Below are 17833 nucleotides of genomic sequence, written 5' to 3' on the forward strand. Positions count from 1 at the left end.
CCTTGTTTTAATTAAGGGCAGAGATTTAAAAAGACAAAATAGCAGTTTAACTTTTAAAATTTATGATTATGAAAAAGACACTACTGATTACAGTAAGTATGTTACTACTTTTTGTTGTTTCTACAACGAATGTGAAAGCTCAGGAATGGAGCACAGGTTTAGACATCTACAGCAGTTATTTATGGCGTGGTGCTAAATTTGGAACAGGAGCAGCTTTTCAGCCCGGAGTTGAATTTAGTGCAGGAGGATTTGCCATTGGTGCATGGGGATCTTACAGCACAGGTTCTGAAGAAGCAGCAGAGGCCGACCTTTATATGGGTTATGGTTTCGACTTAGGTGAAAATGCTTCGTTAAGCTTTACTTTAACCGATTACTACTTCCCAGGATCAGACTGGACAGAAGGAGAATCACATTATTTCGAACCAATGGTAAGCTTGGGAGTAGGTGCCTTTACTTTCACAGCGGCTTACATGGAAGGACTTGGAGACGACGAAATTAACACGACAAGTGACCTATATCTTGAAGCAGCCGTTTCAGCAGGTCCTGTTGATATCACCCTTGGTGGTGGCGACGGACAATACACTGACGATGGTGACTTCAGTATCTGTAACATAATGGTAGGTACTTCAAAAGAAGTTCAAATTACTGAAAGTTTCAGTCTGCCGGTTTCAGGAGCAGTTATGCTAAATCCATCTACAGGAGGATTCCACGTTGCAGTTGGTATTTCGCTGTAGTAGAAAGATATTTTGAAATGAAACGAGTCCGTTCATCGGACTCGTTACATCTTATACTTTTAAAAAAACAAACAATATAATAAGATGAAAAAGATTGAAGCAGTAATACGTAAATCAAAATTTGATGAGGTAAAAGACGCTCTTTATGAAGCAGGCATTGAATTCTTCTCTTTCTGGGATGTAAGAGGAGTTGGCCAGGCTCGCGAAGGTCGTTCATACCGTGGTATTGTTTACGATACCAGTACAATTGAAAGAATAAAATTGTCCATTATCGTTCGCGATAAAAATGTAGATAAAACAGTTCAAGCCATTTTAGGATCAGCCAGAACCGGTGAAATCGGTGACGGAAAAGTATTCGTTCTTCCTATCGAAGAATCATACCGAATAAGAACCGGAGAGAATGGCGATGAGTCACTTTTTATTAAAGGTAAAGAAGAGTAGTAACTGAATAAAAGATTAGATTATCATGGAAGAAACTTTGCAAGGCCTACAAATAGGTATAGATAATATGTGGTTATTGGTTGCTGCATTTCTGGTAATGTTTATGCAACCTGGATTTGCCTTGGTGGAGGCAGGTTTTACACGATCGAAAAACACCGCGAACATTTTAATGAAAAACTTAATGGACTTCTCAATCGGTTCAATACTGTATTGGGTCATTGGTTTTACAATTATGTACGGAGACTCTATAGGAGGATTTATTGGAATGCCTGACCTGTTCTTTATGAGCGACGGTTTTGGCGACAATTATTCTGATTATGCCGACTTGTTTTTCCAAACTGTATTTGCTGCTACTGCTGCAACTATTGTTTCGGGAGCAATGGCTGAAAGAACTGAGTTTAAAGCATATTTGATTTTCAGTATCGTAATTACTGTGGTTATTTACCCAATTTCAGGTCACTGGACATGGGGTGGTGGTTGGTTAAGCCAACTTGGATTCCACGATTTCGCCGGTTCATCTATCGTACACTCTGTTGGTGCATGGGTTGGTTTAGCTGGTGCAGCTATCATTGGACCTCGTATTGGAAAATATGGAAAAGACGGAAAAGCAAAAGCGATTCCAGGACACAACCTGGCATTGGGAGCATTGGGTGTATTCATCCTGTGGTTCGGATGGTTCGGATTTAACCCTGGTTCGCAATTAGCAGCTGCCGGTACTGATAATGCTGTTGCAATTGGTCACATCGCAGTTACTACTAACCTTGCTGCTGCAGCCGGTGCTGTTACTGCAATGATGGTTGCATGGTTCCGTTACAAACGTCCTTCACTTTCAATTTCGTTGAACGGTGCTTTGGCCGGTTTGGTTGCCATTACAGCTGGTTGTGATGCTGTAAATCCAATGGGAGCATTATTCATCGGTATTATTGCCGGTTTCATTCTGCCATTCGCAGTTGAATTTATTGATAAGGTAATTAAAGTTGACGACCCTGTTGGTGCAATCTCTGTTCACGGTGTGAGCGGTGCATTCGGTACACTGGCAGTAGGTTTATTCTCTACTTCTGAAGGTTTGTTCTACGGTGGTGGAGCAAAATTGCTGGGTATTCAGGCAATCGGAGTGTTAGCATTCTTCGCCTGGGCATTCGGTTTAGGATTGGTATTATTCTTCATCTTGAAGAAAGCAAATATTCTGCGCGTTTCTAAGCGCATTGAAGAAGAGGGCCTCGATGTTTACGAACATGGTGAGAGTGCCTATAATTAATAATCTTCTTCAGCTTTTAAGTCTGTAGCTGTCTGTTTGTGGCCCCGTCGTTGGGCGGGGCCATTTTTCTTTTCAACTACAACACTTAAAAATGAAAATTAGAACTACGTTATTTTAACTGCATATAATACATTTCGTTTTACGTTAATTAAGGTCAAGGGTAGTTATTAGTTAGTTTAGTTAGATTAAAAGAATCGGAGACCGACTGCAATTTTGTAGTCGGTTTTTTGTTGATAAAAATGAAAGCTTTTAAGCTAAAGTATTTGAGGCTTATGTATTTTTGTCACTTCTTAAAAATGTAGAAATTATGATGCAGACTTGGTTCGAGAGTAAAGTGAAATATATGAAAGTTTCCGAGAGTGGAAGCGAGTCGATGGTAACAGAAAACTTTTTGTTGGATGCGGTATCGTACACCGATGCCGAAACGCGTATTATCCGCCAGATGCAGCAAATAGTTAGAGGTGGAGAGTTTCAGATTGTTGACATTAAAAAATCGCGTATTGCCGAAGTTTTTCCGTATGAAAACGGTGAATGGTGGTTTAAAGCAGCCATTAATTTGGTTACAATTGACGAGGACGCAGGTAAGGAGAAAAAGATAAAAACAAATTACCTGATAATGGCCGATGATATTAAGGAAGCATTGAACCGTTTGGATGAAAGTTTGGAATACCTGGTTATTCCTTTTGTTGTTACTTCGTTGGCGGTTAGTCCGATTGTAGATGTTTTTCCTTATAATCCGGAGGAAGCACAAATCCCTGATGGTTATGTGCCGGTATCTGTGGTTGAAGAGAAAAAGAATCCGATATTTACTGATGGTGTAAATCCATTCACCGAAGAAGAGCAGGAGGCAGCTCCTGCTGAAGAAATTGCAGAAGAAACTGAAGTAGCTGAAGAAATTGCAGATTCGGCTGAAGAAAAACCAGAAGAATAGTTAAAAAAATAGCAGTCCGCCTGTCGGAAAACCGATGGGCAGACTGCATTTAAGTTAATTATTAAGTAGTTGACGAAAAATGTCCTATAGGTTTACCATAACCTTGTAGTAATTAAATTTACAACGCATTTCCGGATCAAACTGATAATATGCAATAGCTATCCTGCAAATATCCTGGATGGCCTCATAAATCTGTGCCACTTCGTTTTTCCCGTAATTGTCAAGCGATGCTTCTCCCTCTAATGCGATAAAACAATCTTCAAATTGGCTTACCCGGTTGGCGCAAACCAAAATTTTGTCGAACAAAATATCAGGTGTTCCTTTTTCAACAACTTTCTGTCTTACTCCTTCATTTATATTGGCGGCAAAGGTTTTTAGGAACTTAAATAAACTGATATGGTCGCCATTTTTGGCATCGCTGAAATAATCGGAATAACCTGTATTCAGGAAGAAATCTTTCAAAAATGCTTTATCTCTTTTAAAATCTACTTTCATCGATGCCCTCAAAACTTTGAGGTGTTGAAGGCCTTCAACCATAATGTCGTGCCACTCGCGGTAGTGCTCGTCCTGTAACACATCAAGGTCGTCAGCATAATGTTTATCAATGGTATCATCGATCCAAACACTAAGAGAAGTGGCAAATTCGGGATCCCACTCTCTACGTAAAACAGAGAGCTCGTAGATGTTTTCTTTAAATGTTTTTGCAATTTGTTGGCAAGCTAAAATGGTTGCCGTGCTGGTAGGACAAACGGTTAATGTTTCCATAAAAGCGGTATTTTGTAGTTAGAAGATAGAACAAAGCTACGGAGTAACGATTAAAAATACCTAATTGTAAAGTGGTAATTTACAATGTTTTATAGTTATGTTATGGAACTATGTTTCATAACCATGTTATAGAATATATTGAGAATCAGATAAATATAATCTTTTCTCAGTTTTTACAGTGGGGATTTAACAATGTTAAAATGTTGTAATGTGCTGAAGCTTAGGGTCTTACTTGTGTCGTTTCTTTAGTTCGCGAACAATGTCTTCAATACGATAACCTTTGTGTGTTAGCAGCACAATCAGGTGATAAAGCAGGTCTCCTGCTTCGTATTTAAAGTTTTCATCGTCGTTTGCCATTGCTCCAATAATTGTTTCAACAGCTTCTTCTCCAACTTTTTGTGTAATTTTTCTTGTCCCTTTCTGGAATAGAGAAGTAGTATACGAACCTTCCGGCATTTCAGCTTTGCGTTTGTCGATAAAATCCTGGAGGTAAGATAAAAACTGAATATCGTTACCCGAGTTTTTTTCTTCAAAACAGGTGTCGTCGCCTTTGTGGCAAACAGGTCCAACAGGATTTACTTTTATAAGTAATGTGTCATTGTCGCAATCAATTGCCATTGAAACTACATTCAGAAAATTTCCAGATTCCTCACCTTTGGTCCACAAACGGTTTTTGGTGCGACTAAAAAATGTCACTTTGCCAATTTCCTGCGTTTTTGCGAGGGCGTCTTCGTTCATAAAACCCAGCATCAGTACATTTTGCGTTTCTGCGTCCTGAATGATGGCAGGAATTAGTCCGTCCATTTTGTTGAAATCGATCGTTGAAATATCTGTTAGCTGTCTCATAATTCTTTAGTCGGAAGTCCGAAGCCTGAAGCCCGGAGCAATTTTTAATTCTGTAATTGTGCTGCGAAGTTACTATTTTGATTGGCTATCGAACAACGATGCCTTTTTCTTTTAAGTATTTCTTAAGAACCGGAATTGGAATTTCGTTGTAATGGAAGATGCTGGCAGCCAGTCCGGCGTCTGCTTTTCCCTCAGTAAAAACATCGACAAAATGTTCTTCGGTACCTGCGCCGCCTGATGCAATGATAGGGATTTTGAGCATATCGGCCATTTTCGAAAGCTCTTTATTGGCGAACCCATTTTTTGTCCCGTCGTGGTTCATCGAAGTGAACAGGATTTCTCCGGCACCACGGTCTTCTGCTTCTTTTGCCCACGAAAAAAGTTCTTTGTCAGTTGGAATGCGACCACCGTTTACTGTAACAGTCCAGTGTTCGTTCTCATCGCCGCGCGCATCGATGGCAACTACCACAAACTGGCTTCCAAAATTTAGTGCCAGGTCGTCGATAAGTTTTGGATTTCGAACTGCTGATGAGTTAATCGAGATCTTGTCGGCTCCTGCAGCCAAAAGCTTTTCTGCATCGCTCAATTCGCTGATACCACCACCAACTGTAAACGGAATGTTGATATGAGCAGCAATACGTTTTACCAGTTCAACAAAAGTTTTGCGGCCTTCGTGAGTTGCCGTGATATCGAGAAAACAGAGCTCGTCGGCACCTTCGGCAGCATATTTTGCGCCTAATTCTACCGGGTCGCCCACTTCTTTAATATCAACAAAGTTGATTCCCTTAACGGTTTGTCCGTTGCGGATATCGAGGCATGGTATTATTCGTTTTGCAAGCATTTTTATAAGTTCCGAGTTAAAAGTTCAATCACTATGAAATGAACTTCTCAATTTCTTTCAAAGTTATGCGATTTTCATAAATGGCTTTTCCTGTAATTACACCCGGGACGCCCATTTCATCTAATTTTAATATGTCGTCCATGGAGGCAATTCCACCGCTGGCAATAATTTCCACCTCAGGAAGCGTTTTCATTATGTCGGCGTACAATTCAAAAGATGGGCCGCTTAACATTCCATCGCGGCTAATATCTGTTGAAATTACTTTGCTGATTCCTTGCTTATGGAATTCTGAAATAAAATCGATCACTCCTAATTCAGTCGTTTCCAGCCAGCCACTTACTGCAATATTACCGTCTTTTGCATCGGCGCCCAGAATGATCTTTTCGCTGCCAAATTTCTCCAGCCAACTCAGAAAAGTATCTTTTTCCTTTACGGCGATACTTCCCCCGGTAACCATTGCTGCCCCCGAGTTAAAAGCAATCTCCAGGTCCTTATCCGATTTTAGTCCACCTCCAAAATCGATTACCAGGTTAGTTTTTCCGGCGATGTTTTCGAGTACTTTGTAGTTTACAATGTGCTTGGCTTTTGCCCCGTCCAAATCAACAAGGTGCAAACGGGTGATTCCCGCATCTTCGAACATTTTGGCAACTTCCAGTGGATTCTCATTATAAACCGTTTTTTGGTTGTAATCGCCCTGCGAAAGTCGCACGCATTTGGCATCAATCAAGTCGATGGCAGGAATTATTTCTATTTTTTTGGTCATGATTTCTTTTTATAAATATCCCCTCTGTTTCCGGCATTGGTGATTAGAATTAATAATTCTTCTCCATTAATTTTGTAAATAATTCTAATGTTCCTTACTCTTAACCGGAAATAATCAGATGTATCTTTTAATTTCTTTATGTCAAGCAACTCATGAGAAAATGGATTTTCTTTGAGAAGGTTGAGTTTTTGCCTGATATTGCTCTTTAGCGCTGGTGTTTGCGCATTAAGGAATTTCAAGGCTTTTTTATGAATTTTCAGGGAATACATTAAAACTTATCTTGAACATCATCCCAATCTACAAAATCACTTAGATCACCTTTGTCCAATTTGTTTTGAATTGAATAAAGTTCCTTTTGTTCTTCAGCAGTAAGAACATCAGGATCTTCCTCGTAGATTTTATAACTTCCTTTGGGGAGCTGTTTTAAAAGCCCTCTGAATAAAGTATAGACTTTCTCGGATATGTCAATTGTAATTGTTTTCATCACATTACAAAATTACAACAACTTACTTATCTTCCAAAATCATCTTCAGTACTGCTTGGGCAGTAATTTCGCGGTTGTAGGCTTCATCAACAACAATTGAATTCGGGCTGTCGATAACGCCATCAGTAACAATCATATTTCTGCGTACCGGAAGACAGTGCATAAATTTGGCATCGTTTGTTAACGCCATTTTTGCTTCATCAACTGTCCAGCTCATATCTTTCGATAAAATCTGGCCGTATTCGTTGTATGAAGCCCAGTTTTTTGCATAAATAAAATCAGCGCCCTCAAAAGCTTTTTTCTGATCGTATTCCACTTTTACATCGCCCATAAACTCTGGTGCCAGTTCGTAACCTTTTGGGTGTGTAACTACCAGTTCGTAATCCGTTTCGCGCATCCACTCCACAAACGAGTTTGGAACCGCTTGCGGCAAGGCACGCGGGTGCGGTGCCCAGGTGAGAACTACTTTTGGTTTATCAACCTTTTTGTGTTCTTCAATGGTTACTAGGTCGGCAAAACTTTGCAGCGGGTGACGAGTTGCCGCTTCCATACTCACTACCGGAACGCCGGCATATTCAACAAACTGGCTCAGTATTTTTTCAGCGTAATCGTCTTCGCGATTTTCAAATTTGGCAAAAGCACGCACGCCAATTACATCGCAATATTTACCAATAACAGGGATTGCTTCGCGCAGGTGTTCAGCATTTTTTCCGTCCATTACCACGCCCATTTCCGATTCCAGCTGCCAGCTGTCTTCGTTTACGTTCATCACCATGGTGTTCATACCCATGTTCATAGCAGCTTTTTGGGTGCTGAGGCGTGTGCGCAGACTTGAGTTGAAAAATACCAAAACCATGGTTTTGTTTTTACCAAGGTGCTGAAATCCAAACTTGTTATTTTTTACTTCGAATGCGGTTGCCAGCGCTTTTTCAATGCTGGGAATATCTTTTACTGATGTAAAGTTTTTCATATTATAAGTTTGAAAATGGAAGCACGAAGACCGAAGTTTCAGCTTCCAATGTTTATATTTTGCCTTTTTACTTTTGCCTTTTATCTTGGACGTACTTGTCCGTTTCCTTCAATTATCCATTTATAGCTGGTCAATTCCTCCAATGCCATCGGTCCGCGGGCGTGCAATTTTTGTGTGCTGATACCAATTTCAGCGCCCAGCCCAAATTGTGCACCATCGGTGTAGGCTGTTGATGTATTTGAATACACAGAAGACGCATCCACCATTTTGCGGAACATTTGAATCCGATCGGCATCCTCCGAAATTATGGCCTCGCTGTGTTTTGATGAGTGTGTATTAATGTGATTCAAAGCTTCCTCGAATGATCCAACTGTTTTTATCGACATTTTCATAGACAAAAATTCCGTTCCGAATGATTCCTTAGTGGCCTCAAACAACAGCTCCTTTGGATAAACCGGTTCTATTTGTTTATAAGCTTTTTCATCGGCATATATCACGACTTGTTCTTCCGAGAGTTTTTTTGCAAAGTCATTCAATTCATTCAAACGGCTTTCGTGAATTACCAAACAATCCAGTGCATTACAAACCGAAACGCGACGGGTTTTAGCATTGAAAATAATCTCGCGGCCTTTTTCGGCATCACCAAATTCATCGAAATAAGTGTGGCATATTCCTGCACCGGTTTCAATTACCGGGATGGTGGCATTTTCGCGTACAAAATTAATCAGGCCCTGACTCCCGCGTGGAATAATCAAATCGATATATCCGTGTGCACGCAGCATTTCGTTTGTTTCTTCACGCCCTGCAGGAAGCAAGGTGACAGTATTTTCATCGAGATTGAATTTCGTCAATACCTTGCGAATGACAGAAATGATCGCCTCGTTCGAGTAAATTGCGTCGCTGCCACCTTTTAAAACACAGGCATTCCCTGATTTCAAACACAATGCAAATACATCGAATGTAACGTTCGGACGGGCTTCGTAGATAATTCCGATTACACCAAAAGGCACCGATATTTTTGTAATCTTCAAACCGTTATCCCGGGTGGTTTCTTTTAGAATTCTCCCAACGGGACTTTCAAGATGGGCGACATTTTCCATGTCGGAAGCAATGCCTTCAATACGCTCTTCAGTAAGTTTTAACCGGTCGAACTTAGGATCTTCAGGATCCATCCGGTCAAGATCTTTTTTATTTTCGGCAAGGATCAATTGCGAGTTTTCCCTTGCGGCATTGGCTAATTCGAGCAGGAGTTGAGTTACCTGTTTGTCATCCACAAGATTGAGCTTGCGTGATGCTTCCAGTGTTTTTTGTAATTGCCCCTGTATTTTCATCTGTCAGTAGTTTTATGCGGTCGTTTAAGAAAAAACCCTCTCCCGGGGGAGGGAGAGGGAGCTCAGAATAAGTTCAAATTAAGGCATCAAAAAAGGGGAGTAAGGATAGTTTGTCCTGGTGGACAAACACTCGTTAAAGGTTACTCTGAGCTATTTTATTTTTAATTTCTATGTACCGTTTGTTTTATTTTCAATGTATAAATAATCGTAGTGAACCACCGGTTTTTGTTTTTCCGATTGTTTCTCTTTTTCAATTTTTTCTGAGCCATACGAGGCTTTTCCAAGCCCGATAAGTTCGCCGTTTTGATCAACTATTTTTATAAGGTCTCCCTTTTTAAACTCACTGTCAATGTTTATAATCCCAACGGGTAATAAACTAACGGCTTTTTCCGAAGCCAGTGCTTTTTGGGCACCTTCGTTTATCGTTACCTGTCCTTTTGTAAAACCATCGGAATAGCCAAGCCATTTTTTTACGCCACTCGACGACTTCTTGTTAGGTACGAAATAGGTGTGTTTTAGGTTTTGGGTTTTGTCCAATAAATTGATCAAAACATCCTGTTGGGTTCCGTTGGCAACGTGAACGCCAATTCCATCGCTGGCCACTTTTTTGGCGATACGAAATTTGGTGAGCATTCCGCCACGGCCAAAATCCGAACGTTCTGAAGATATTGCATTTTCAGGTTCTTTGTCGGCAATTTCAATACGTTCGATCAGTTCAGCGCCCTCGCTTTTCGGGTGAGCGGTGTAAACTCCATCAATGTTACTGAGAATAATCAAGGCTTCAGAATCTACCATAGAGGCGATCAGTCCTGAAAGTTCGTCGTTGTCAGTAAACATCAATTCAGTTACTGAAATCGTATCGTTTTCATTTACGATCGGTATCACTTTATTTTCAAGAAGTGTAGTGATACAGTTTTTCATGTTCAGGTAATGTCCGCGGCTCGAGAAATTTTCCTTGGTAGTGAGTACCTGCGCGCAGGTAAGTCCTTCTTCGTGGAAAAAATCGGAGTAACGCGAAATGAGTTTTACCTGACCAAGTGCAGCCCATAACTGCCGTTGCGAAACAGCGTCAGACTTTTTCGTTTCATTCATAACAGCACGTCCTGCAGCCACCGCTCCCGACGATACCAAAACCACCTCAACGCCATTTTTCTGGAGCCGGGCAATCTGGTCGACAAGGTGGGCAATGCGCGCAACGTTAAGTGTTCCGTCGGCTTTTGCCAGCACATTGCTGCCAACTTTTACTGTTATTTTTTTGTAACGGGTCTGCACTTTTCTAGTGGTCTTTTATTTTTTTGTACGAGGCCATAACTCCCTGTATCAGAGACGAACTAAAGCCTTTGTGTTCCATTTCGTTCAATCCGGTAATGGTAACGCCCATTGGCGTAGTTACTTTGTCGATTTCCCATTCAGGATGATGGCCGGACTGTAACAATAATTCAGTTGCACCCTTTACCGTTTGAGCAGTGATAAGCTGTGCCATTTCTGCACTAAAACCGATTTCGATACCACCCTGCATTGCAGCACGAATGTAGCGCAGTGCATAAGCAATTCCGCACGACGAAAGTACAGTTGCAGCAGCCATCAACTCTTCGGGAATCTCAATTGTTTTCCCTAGTTTATCGAATAACTCCACCACGTACTCGCGGTGCTGTTCGGTGTTGGCATTTGCCGAAATACAGGTTAACGATTCCTGAAGTGCGATAGCGGTGTTTGGCATCACTCTAAAAATAGGAAGGTCGTTTCCGGCCATTTCTCCCAATTCGTCGATGCCAACCCCGGCAACAATAGAAATAAAAATTTTATCGGGTGTTAAAACCGGCTTCAAATCATTGATAACCCCTTCGATGTGATAGGGTTTTACGGCCACAATAATAATGTCAGCGTCCTTTGCTGCTTCCTTATTGTCGTCGTAGGCATTGATTCCAAGGTCACTCATTTTCTTGAGCGTCGACTCTTTTCTGTCAGAAATCGAGATGTCTGAAGCCTTTACTGATCCTGATTTTAACAGGCCAACAGCTATGGCGCCTCCCATATTTCCAACCCCGATTATTGTTATTTTTTTATTTTCCATTGGTCTAATTTAGTAGATGTTTTCAATCTCTGTTTATTTATTCAGCGAACGTAGAAAGTACTTCTGTAAACGCCTTCAAAAATGTATCAGCCTGCTCGGTTGTCAGGCTCAGTGGTGGTAAAAGTCGGATGATGTATTGCCCCGACACACCGGTAAAAATACCGTAGTCAAAAAGTAATTTCTTACGAATTTCGGCAATTGGTTGCTTAAATTCCAGCCCGATCATCAATCCTTCACCTCGTATCTCAAAATCAGCATCCAAAGCTGCCAGTTTTTCCATCAGGTAATTTCCAACTTTTTCGGCATTCTCTACCAGTTTCTCGTCTTTCATTACATCAAGAACGGAGATTGCTGCTGCACAAGCCAGATGATTTCCTCCGAAAGTGGTTCCGAGCATTCCAAACCACGGTTCTATTTCCGGTTGGATCAGTACCCCGGCGACCGGAAAACCATTACCCATTCCTTTGGCCATTGTAATTATATCTGGTTTTATGTCGGTATGTTGGTAGGCAAAGAACTTTCCGCTTCTGCCGTAACCTGATTGTATTTCATCAAGAATCAATACAGCCACATATTTTTCCGTAAGCTGTTTTAGTTTGGTCAGGAAGTCGTTTTCAGGAATGTTAATTCCACCAATTCCCTGAATTCCCTCAACAATTACCGCTGCTACATCGCCTTGTTTTAAAACCTCTTCCGTGGCTTCAATGTCGTTTAGTGGCAGAATTACCGCATTTTCTGTTTCGTTAACAGGAGCAATAATTTTCGGGTTGTCAGTAATGGCAACGGCTGCAGAAGTACGTCCGTGAAAACCTTTTTTGTAACTGATGATCTTCTTTTTTCCGGTAATAAAAGAAGCCAGTTTTAGTGCATTTTCATTGGCCTCGGCACCTGAGTTGCACAAGAACAACTGGTAGTCTTCGCAACCACTCTGTTTGCCTAATTTTTCTGCCAGCTCTTTTTGTAAGGGATTTTGAACCGAGTTGGAATAAAATCCGATCTGCGAAAGTTGTGACGAAATTTTTCCAACGTATGTAGGGTGGCTGTGACCGATTGAAATTACAGCGTGTCCGCCATAAAGATCGAGATATTTCTTTCCATTTTCATCCCAAACATAGCAGCCTTCTGCTTTTACCGGGGTGATGTCGAAAAGTGGATATACATCAAATAGTTTCATATTCTTAAGTCGGAAGACCGAAGCCGTTCCTGTTTTTTGTTTCTCGCAGATTTCGCTGAAAACGCTGACTTTATCTATGTTAACCCGCGTGATCTGCGTGCAATATTTTTAAAATGCTACCGGTTTTAAATTCAGTCCGGTTTTCTCATCCAGACCAAACATCAGGTTCATGTTTTGAACTGCTTGTCCGGATGCGCCTTTTATTAAGTTGTCGGTTAAGCTGATTATAACCAGTTTGTTCCCATGTTTCTCCAAATAAATTACGCCTTTGTTGGTGTTCACTACCTGTTTTACTCCCGGATTCTTGTCGGTTACAAAAACAAACGGATGATCGGCGTAGTAATCTTTATATATTTCGTTGGCTTCTTCAAGCGAACCATCAAATTTTGTATAACAAGCTGCAAATATTCCACGGGTGTGATTACCACGGATCGGAACAAAGTTGAAATCCTTTTCAAAATCCGGTTGCAATTGCGTCAGGCTTTGAATAATCTCGCCTTCGTGCTGGTGTTCGAAAATTTTGTAAGCCGAAACATTACTGCTTCTCCAGCTGAAATGCGACGTTGCAGTTGGTTTTTGGCCTGCTCCGGTTGATCCGGTAATGGCCTGAACGTGGATTTCATCCTGTAGCAAATCGTTAGCAGCAAGTGGCAACAATGCCAGTTGAATTCCGGTTGCAAAACAACCAGGGTTGGCGATTCGCTCCGACGACTCAATTTCTTCCCGATTTAATTCAGGCAAACCGTAAACAAAGTCGTTGCCTTCTCTTTTTAATCTGAAATCGTGACTTAAGTCGATAATTTTCAAATATTTCGGAAACGAATTTTCTTCCATGAACTCAATCGACTTGCCATGCCCCATACAAAGGAAAATAACATCCACTTCGTCGAAAGGCATTTGGTCGGTGAATTTGATATCGGTTTCTCCCAGTAAATCGATGTGAACATCCGAAATAAGGTTGCCAGCATTGCTAGTGCTTTGCACAAAACCAATTTCAGCGTGCGGATGATTCAGTAAAATTCTCAACAGCTCTCCGGCAGTGTACCCGGCTCCTCCTATTATTCCAACTTTAATCATCCTATAAATTCCCGTTTACTTTATTATAGATTTTTAGTGAATTCGATAAAATCTTGGTAAATCCTTTTACATCGTCAGCGGTCCATGCCTCAACAGTTTCGCCGTACTGGCCAAATCCTGAATTCATCAAATCGTGTTCCGATTCAATTCCAACCAGCTCGAAGTGGTAAGGTTTTAATTTTACGATCACTTTACCTGTAACATTTTCCTGTGTTGATTCAAGGAAATCTTCGATGTTACGCATTACCGGCTCCTGGTACATGGCCTCGTGAAGGAACATGCCGTACCAATTGCCCAGCTGCTCTTTCCAGTACGATTGCCATTTAGTAAGCGTATGTTTTTCCAGCAGGTGGTGCGCTTTAATCGTAATTAGCGGTGCGGCAGCTTCAAAACCTACGCGGCCTTTAATACCAATTATAGTGTCGCCAACGTGTGTGTCGCGGCCAATGGCATATTTCGATGCTACAGCCTCAAGCGCACGGATTACATCCGGACCGTTTTCGTAGAATTCTCCATCAAGAGAAACCAGTTCGCCTTTCTCAAAACCAAGCTCGATGGTTTTGGTTTCGGTGGCTTCCAATTGACTTGGATAAGCTTCTTCAGGAAGGTTTTTTTCCGTGGTCAAGGTTTCTTTACCTCCAACGCTGGTGCCCCAAAGCCCCTGGTTAATGGAATATTCCATTTTGGTGAAGTCGGCCTCGAAACCGTATTTCTTCAAGTAATCAATTTCGTACTGACGAGTTAGCAACATATCGCGGGTTGGCGTAATGATTTCAATTTCAGGAGCCAAAACCTGGAAAGTAAGGTCGAAACGAATTTGGTCGTTACCGGCGCCGGTACTTCCGTGAGCGATGTACTGCGCACCAATTTCTTTGGCGTACTCAATAATTGCAATGGCCTGAAATGCTCGTTCTGAGCTTACCGAAATAGGGTAGGTGTTATTACGCAAAACATTACCGTAAACCATGTAACGGATACACTTGTCGTAATACTCGTTGGTTACGTCTAATGTAATGTGTTCAATTGCTCCGAGCGCCAGTGCGCGCTCTTCAATGGCTTTTAGCTCTTCATCAGAGAAACCGCCCGTGTTAGCAATTGCTGTGTAAACATCATAACCTTTTTCTTCCTTTAGGTATTTAACACAGAACGATGTGTCGAGTCCTCCGCTAAATGCCAGTACCAATTTTTTACTCATAACTCAATATCTTTAAAAGAGTGACGGCCTAGTTTATTTTCAATTCAAAGCCTGTAGCTGCCTGCTTGAATATCTTGCCGCCACTCTACTTATTTTCTTTATTAACTTGTTTTTCTTTTTTGAACTTTCTTTTTGGTAAAAGATCCATTAAACTACGTTTTCTAATACCGTTTGTGCTGGTGAAAGTTGGTTTTTCCCATTCTGGATTGTATAACATCCCGGTGCAAAGGCATTTTGTTCTTCCGGTTCTTTCCAGTATGTCGTGGTTGATACATCCTTCGCAGCCTTTCCAAAACTGATCGTCAAGCGTAAGTTCTGAGAAAGTAACCGGACGATAACCCAGCTCGTGGTTGATTTTCATAACCGCCAAACCGGTGGTTAGTCCAAAAATTTTCGAGTTTGGATATTTTTTACGCGAAAGCTCAAATGCTTTCTTTTTAATCGCCTTTGCCAGCCCAATTCCACGGTAATCTTCGGCAACAATTAAACCCGAGTTGGCCACGAAGCCTTTCTCCTGCCAGGTTTCTATGTAGCAAAAACCGGCAAAAACTTTCCCATCTTCCAATGCGATGATGGCTTTTCCCTGCTTCATTTTGTCAGCAAGGTATTCGTAGGTACGACGGGCAATACCAGTCCCACGTTGTTTCGATGCACTGTCGATGGCATCGTTTATGTCGTCGATGAATTTCAGGTGAACTTCCTCGGCAATCAAAACCTTAATGTTATTTAAACTCTTCATTATTCGATCTACAATTTGTCTTGAAGCTTCGGCATAATTTTGAATAATGCCTCGGTCAAATCATTTTTCGATATTCCTTCCCTTTGTATTATTAATATAGTGTCGTCTCCTGCAACTGTTCCCAGTATTTCCCATGGATTTGCGCCATCAATTACTGCAGCAATGCTGCTGGCGTATCCCGGCAACGTTCTTAAAACGGCCAGGTTTCCCGAGAACTGTATATCCTTAAATCCGTCGGCCAGGTAATTTATCCGGTTAATGTGCTCGGAACTTGCTTTTTGCACCTGCGCGTTTTCAGGAATTGTGTACACATATCCTTTTGCCGGATGTGGAACTTTTGCGACTTGTAACACTTTTAAGTCGCGTGATAAAGTGGCTTGTGTAAGTTCGAATCCCCGGCGTTTTAATTCTACCAGTAATTCGTCCTGGCTGTGTACACTGCCCCTTTGGATTATTTTTCTGATTTCTCGTTGTCGTTGTGCTTTATTCTTCATTGAATAAATATTCATTTGTAATGCAAAAATATACATTTATATAAAATAACAGGTAAGAATTTCAGAATATTTTTTATTTTTGCACCGGGAAATGATTTTAATATCATGTTCTTAACATTATGGCTGATAAAGTGTATTTGAAAATAAGTATAAAGAATAACTGAAATGCGTTTGAACTATTTTAGGGCAAGCGCATTTTTTTTAATTATTAAATCGGAATATGTACAAAGTAAAACAGGCAAAATTAACGCTTGAAGACGGAACGGTTTTTATGGGGAAATCCTTTGGAAGCGAAAAGTCAGTGGCCGGAGAGGTCGTTTTTTATACCGCAATGACGGGTTATCCTGAGAGTTTGACTGATCCATCTTACACCGGGCAAATCCTGGTGTCGACTTACCCAATGATTGGGAATTATGGCGTTCCTTTTAACAAGAAAGAGAACGGAATACACAAATATTATGAATCGCACAAATTGCACATTTCCGGTCTGATAATCTCTGATTACTCATTCGAGTTCAGCCACTGGAATGCAGAGAAAAGTTTGAGTGACTGGTTAAAAGAGTACGATGTACCGGGTTTGTTCGATATTGACACGCGAGCCTTAACGAAAATTTTACGTGAGAAAGGTTCGATGTTGGGAAAAATCGAGTTTGAAGATGAAATTGATTTTTACGATCCAAACAAAGAAAACCTTGTAGCCGTTGCCAGTTGCAAGGAGCGTGAGGTTTACGGTGATGGAGAACACAAAGTAGTGTTGGTTGATTGCGGCGTAAAAAACAATATTATACGTTGTCTGCTCGACAGAGGCGCAACAGTAATCCGCGTGCCATGGGATTACGATTATACAAAAGAAGAGTTTGACGGATTGTTTGTTTCGAACGGACCGGGTGACCCGGCCATGTGCGATGCAACAGTTGAATACATTAAAAATGTAATTGGTGAAGAAAAGCCAATTATGGGAATCTGTTTAGGAAACCAATTACTGGCGCGTGCTGCAGGAGCCCAAACTTACAAGTTAAAATACGGTCACCGCAGCCACAACCAGCCTGTGCTGCTTGAAGGAACAAACAAATGTTACATCACTTCGCAGAACCATGGTTTTGCTGTAGCTACAGAAACTTTGCCAAGCGACTGGGAGCCACTTTTTACGAATGTTAACGATGAGACAAACGAAGGAATCAAGCACAAAACAAAGCCATTCTTTTCGACACAGTTCCACCCCGAGGCTTCAAGTGGTCCGGTAGATACCGAGTTTTTATTCGATGAATTCATTAAAAATATCGTCGAGAGTAAGAAATAGGATTGAACCGCAGAATGACGATTAACGATTTGTGATTGCAGATATGAATAAGTTTGATTTGGAAGATAGATTAATAAAATTTGCTGCCATGATTATCGGGCTTGCAGAATTGCTTCCAAATACTCCAATCGGTAATCACATGAAAGGTCAAATCGTTAGATCAGGTACATCGCCTGCGCTCAATTATGGAGAAGCACAAGGTGCTGAAAGCAAAAACGACTTTATCCATAAAATGAGTGTTTGTTTAAAAGAATTAAGAGAAACTTTTGTTGCGATTAAAATTATAAAACAGTCAGGTCTTATTAAAAATCTGAATATGCTTGAAGATTGTTACATCGAGAATAATGAATTGATATCGATCTTCGTAAAAAGTATTGAGACTGCTAAAAAGAATAGAAACAAGTAGCAATGAAATG

Annotated in this window: 21 protein-coding genes; 6 read left to right on the top strand and 15 right to left on the bottom strand. The window is 41.0% G+C overall.

The window, feature by feature from the left end; genetic code table 11:
• The first annotated feature begins 68 nt into the window (after positions 1-68).
• From SLH46_RS04395 to SLH46_RS04410, 4 genes are all read left to right on the top strand, one after another.
• Positions 69-734, top strand: coding sequence for a hypothetical protein (locus tag SLH46_RS04395; RefSeq protein WP_320279945.1), 666 nt, complete (start codon positions 69-71; stop codon positions 732-734).
• Between the two features lie 84 nt (positions 735-818).
• Positions 819-1175: a P-II family nitrogen regulator gene (locus SLH46_RS04400; RefSeq protein WP_320279946.1), complete on the top strand. Its 357-nt coding sequence runs from the start codon at positions 819-821 to the stop codon at positions 1173-1175.
• A 25-nt stretch (positions 1176-1200) separates the two neighbouring features.
• A complete protein-coding gene (locus SLH46_RS04405; protein ID WP_320279947.1) occupies positions 1201-2433 on the top strand; it encodes an ammonium transporter in 1233 nt (410 codons plus the stop codon).
• 307 nt (positions 2434-2740) lie between these two features.
• The gene (locus SLH46_RS04410; RefSeq protein ID WP_320279948.1) at positions 2741-3364 is read left to right on the top strand and encodes a DUF4494 domain-containing protein; all 624 of its coding nucleotides are present in this window, start codon (positions 2741-2743) and stop codon (positions 3362-3364) included.
• An 84-nt stretch (positions 3365-3448) separates the two neighbouring features.
• Here SLH46_RS04410 and SLH46_RS04415 read toward each other — a convergent pair whose 3' ends face one another.
• From SLH46_RS04415 to argR, 15 genes are all read right to left on the bottom strand, one after another.
• Positions 3449-4129, bottom strand: coding sequence for a hypothetical protein (locus SLH46_RS04415; RefSeq protein WP_320279949.1), 681 nt, complete (start codon positions 4127-4129; stop codon positions 3449-3451).
• Positions 4130-4357: 228 nt separating this feature from the next.
• Positions 4358-4975: a bifunctional phosphoribosyl-AMP cyclohydrolase/phosphoribosyl-ATP diphosphatase HisIE gene (gene hisIE, locus SLH46_RS04420; protein WP_320279950.1), complete on the bottom strand. Its 618-nt coding sequence runs from the start codon at positions 4973-4975 to the stop codon at positions 4358-4360.
• A gap of 85 nt (positions 4976-5060) precedes the next feature.
• Positions 5061-5816, bottom strand: a complete 756-nt coding sequence (hisF, locus tag SLH46_RS04425; protein WP_320279951.1) for an imidazole glycerol phosphate synthase subunit HisF — start codon at positions 5814-5816, stop codon at positions 5061-5063.
• Between the two features lie 31 nt (positions 5817-5847).
• The gene (hisA, locus tag SLH46_RS04430) at positions 5848-6579 is read right to left on the bottom strand and encodes a 1-(5-phosphoribosyl)-5-[(5-phosphoribosylamino)methylideneamino]imidazole-4-carboxamide isomerase (protein WP_320279952.1); all 732 of its coding nucleotides are present in this window, start codon (positions 6577-6579) and stop codon (positions 5848-5850) included.
• Positions 6576-6848 carry a type II toxin-antitoxin system RelE family toxin gene (locus tag SLH46_RS21665; protein WP_442873552.1) on the bottom strand — a complete coding sequence of 91 codons (273 nt, stop codon included), beginning with the start codon at positions 6846-6848 and terminating at the stop codon, positions 6576-6578. Before SLH46_RS21665 ends, hisA begins: the two co-directional genes overlap by 4 nt.
• Entirely contained in the window at positions 6848-7063 is a 216-nt protein-coding gene (locus SLH46_RS04435; RefSeq protein ID WP_320279953.1) for a hypothetical protein, read from the bottom strand. The genes SLH46_RS21665 and SLH46_RS04435 overlap by 1 nt, the downstream gene beginning before the upstream one ends.
• 22 nt (positions 7064-7085) lie before the next feature.
• Positions 7086-8033: an N-acetylornithine carbamoyltransferase gene (locus tag SLH46_RS04440; RefSeq protein WP_320279954.1), complete on the bottom strand. Its 948-nt coding sequence runs from the start codon at positions 8031-8033 to the stop codon at positions 7086-7088.
• An 80-nt stretch (positions 8034-8113) separates the two neighbouring features.
• A complete protein-coding gene (locus tag SLH46_RS04445; RefSeq protein WP_320279955.1) occupies positions 8114-9364 on the bottom strand; it encodes a glutamate-5-semialdehyde dehydrogenase in 1251 nt (416 codons plus the stop codon).
• 168 nt (positions 9365-9532) lie between these two features.
• Entirely contained in the window at positions 9533-10636 is a 1104-nt protein-coding gene (proB, locus tag SLH46_RS04450; RefSeq protein ID WP_320279956.1) for a glutamate 5-kinase, read from the bottom strand.
• Between the two features lie 4 nt (positions 10637-10640).
• The gene (proC, locus tag SLH46_RS04455) at positions 10641-11438 is read right to left on the bottom strand and encodes a pyrroline-5-carboxylate reductase (protein ID WP_320279957.1); all 798 of its coding nucleotides are present in this window, start codon (positions 11436-11438) and stop codon (positions 10641-10643) included.
• A gap of 37 nt (positions 11439-11475) precedes the next feature.
• Positions 11476-12612: an aspartate aminotransferase family protein gene (locus SLH46_RS04460; RefSeq protein ID WP_320279958.1), complete on the bottom strand. Its 1137-nt coding sequence runs from the start codon at positions 12610-12612 to the stop codon at positions 11476-11478.
• Positions 12613-12720: 108 nt separating this feature from the next.
• Positions 12721-13689 carry an N-acetyl-gamma-glutamyl-phosphate reductase gene (gene argC, locus SLH46_RS04465; protein ID WP_320279959.1) on the bottom strand — a complete coding sequence of 323 codons (969 nt, stop codon included), beginning with the start codon at positions 13687-13689 and terminating at the stop codon, positions 12721-12723.
• 1 nt (position 13690) lies between these two features.
• The gene (locus SLH46_RS04470; protein WP_320279960.1) at positions 13691-14884 is read right to left on the bottom strand and encodes an argininosuccinate synthase; all 1194 of its coding nucleotides are present in this window, start codon (positions 14882-14884) and stop codon (positions 13691-13693) included.
• A gap of 85 nt (positions 14885-14969) precedes the next feature.
• Positions 14970-15623, bottom strand: a complete 654-nt coding sequence (locus SLH46_RS04475; protein ID WP_320279961.1) for a GNAT family N-acetyltransferase — start codon at positions 15621-15623, stop codon at positions 14970-14972.
• 8 nt (positions 15624-15631) lie between these two features.
• On the bottom strand, positions 15632-16117 hold the full coding sequence (gene argR, locus SLH46_RS04480; protein ID WP_320279962.1) for an arginine repressor: 486 nt from the start codon (positions 16115-16117) through the stop codon (positions 15632-15634).
• A 220-nt stretch (positions 16118-16337) separates the two neighbouring features.
• On the opposite strand from argR, the gene carA reads away from it, so the two are divergent.
• Complete coding sequence (gene carA / locus SLH46_RS04485; protein WP_320279963.1) at positions 16338-17417, top strand: glutamine-hydrolyzing carbamoyl-phosphate synthase small subunit; 1080 nt, start codon at positions 16338-16340, stop codon at positions 17415-17417.
• A 58-nt stretch (positions 17418-17475) separates the two neighbouring features.
• The gene (locus SLH46_RS04490) at positions 17476-17823 is read left to right on the top strand and encodes a four helix bundle protein (RefSeq protein WP_320279964.1); all 348 of its coding nucleotides are present in this window, start codon (positions 17476-17478) and stop codon (positions 17821-17823) included.
• Positions 17824-17833 lie beyond the last annotated feature (10 nt).

This window comes from Draconibacterium sp. IB214405, assembly GCF_033963885.1.
Taxonomy (GTDB): Bacteria; Bacteroidota; Bacteroidia; order Bacteroidales; family Prolixibacteraceae; genus Draconibacterium.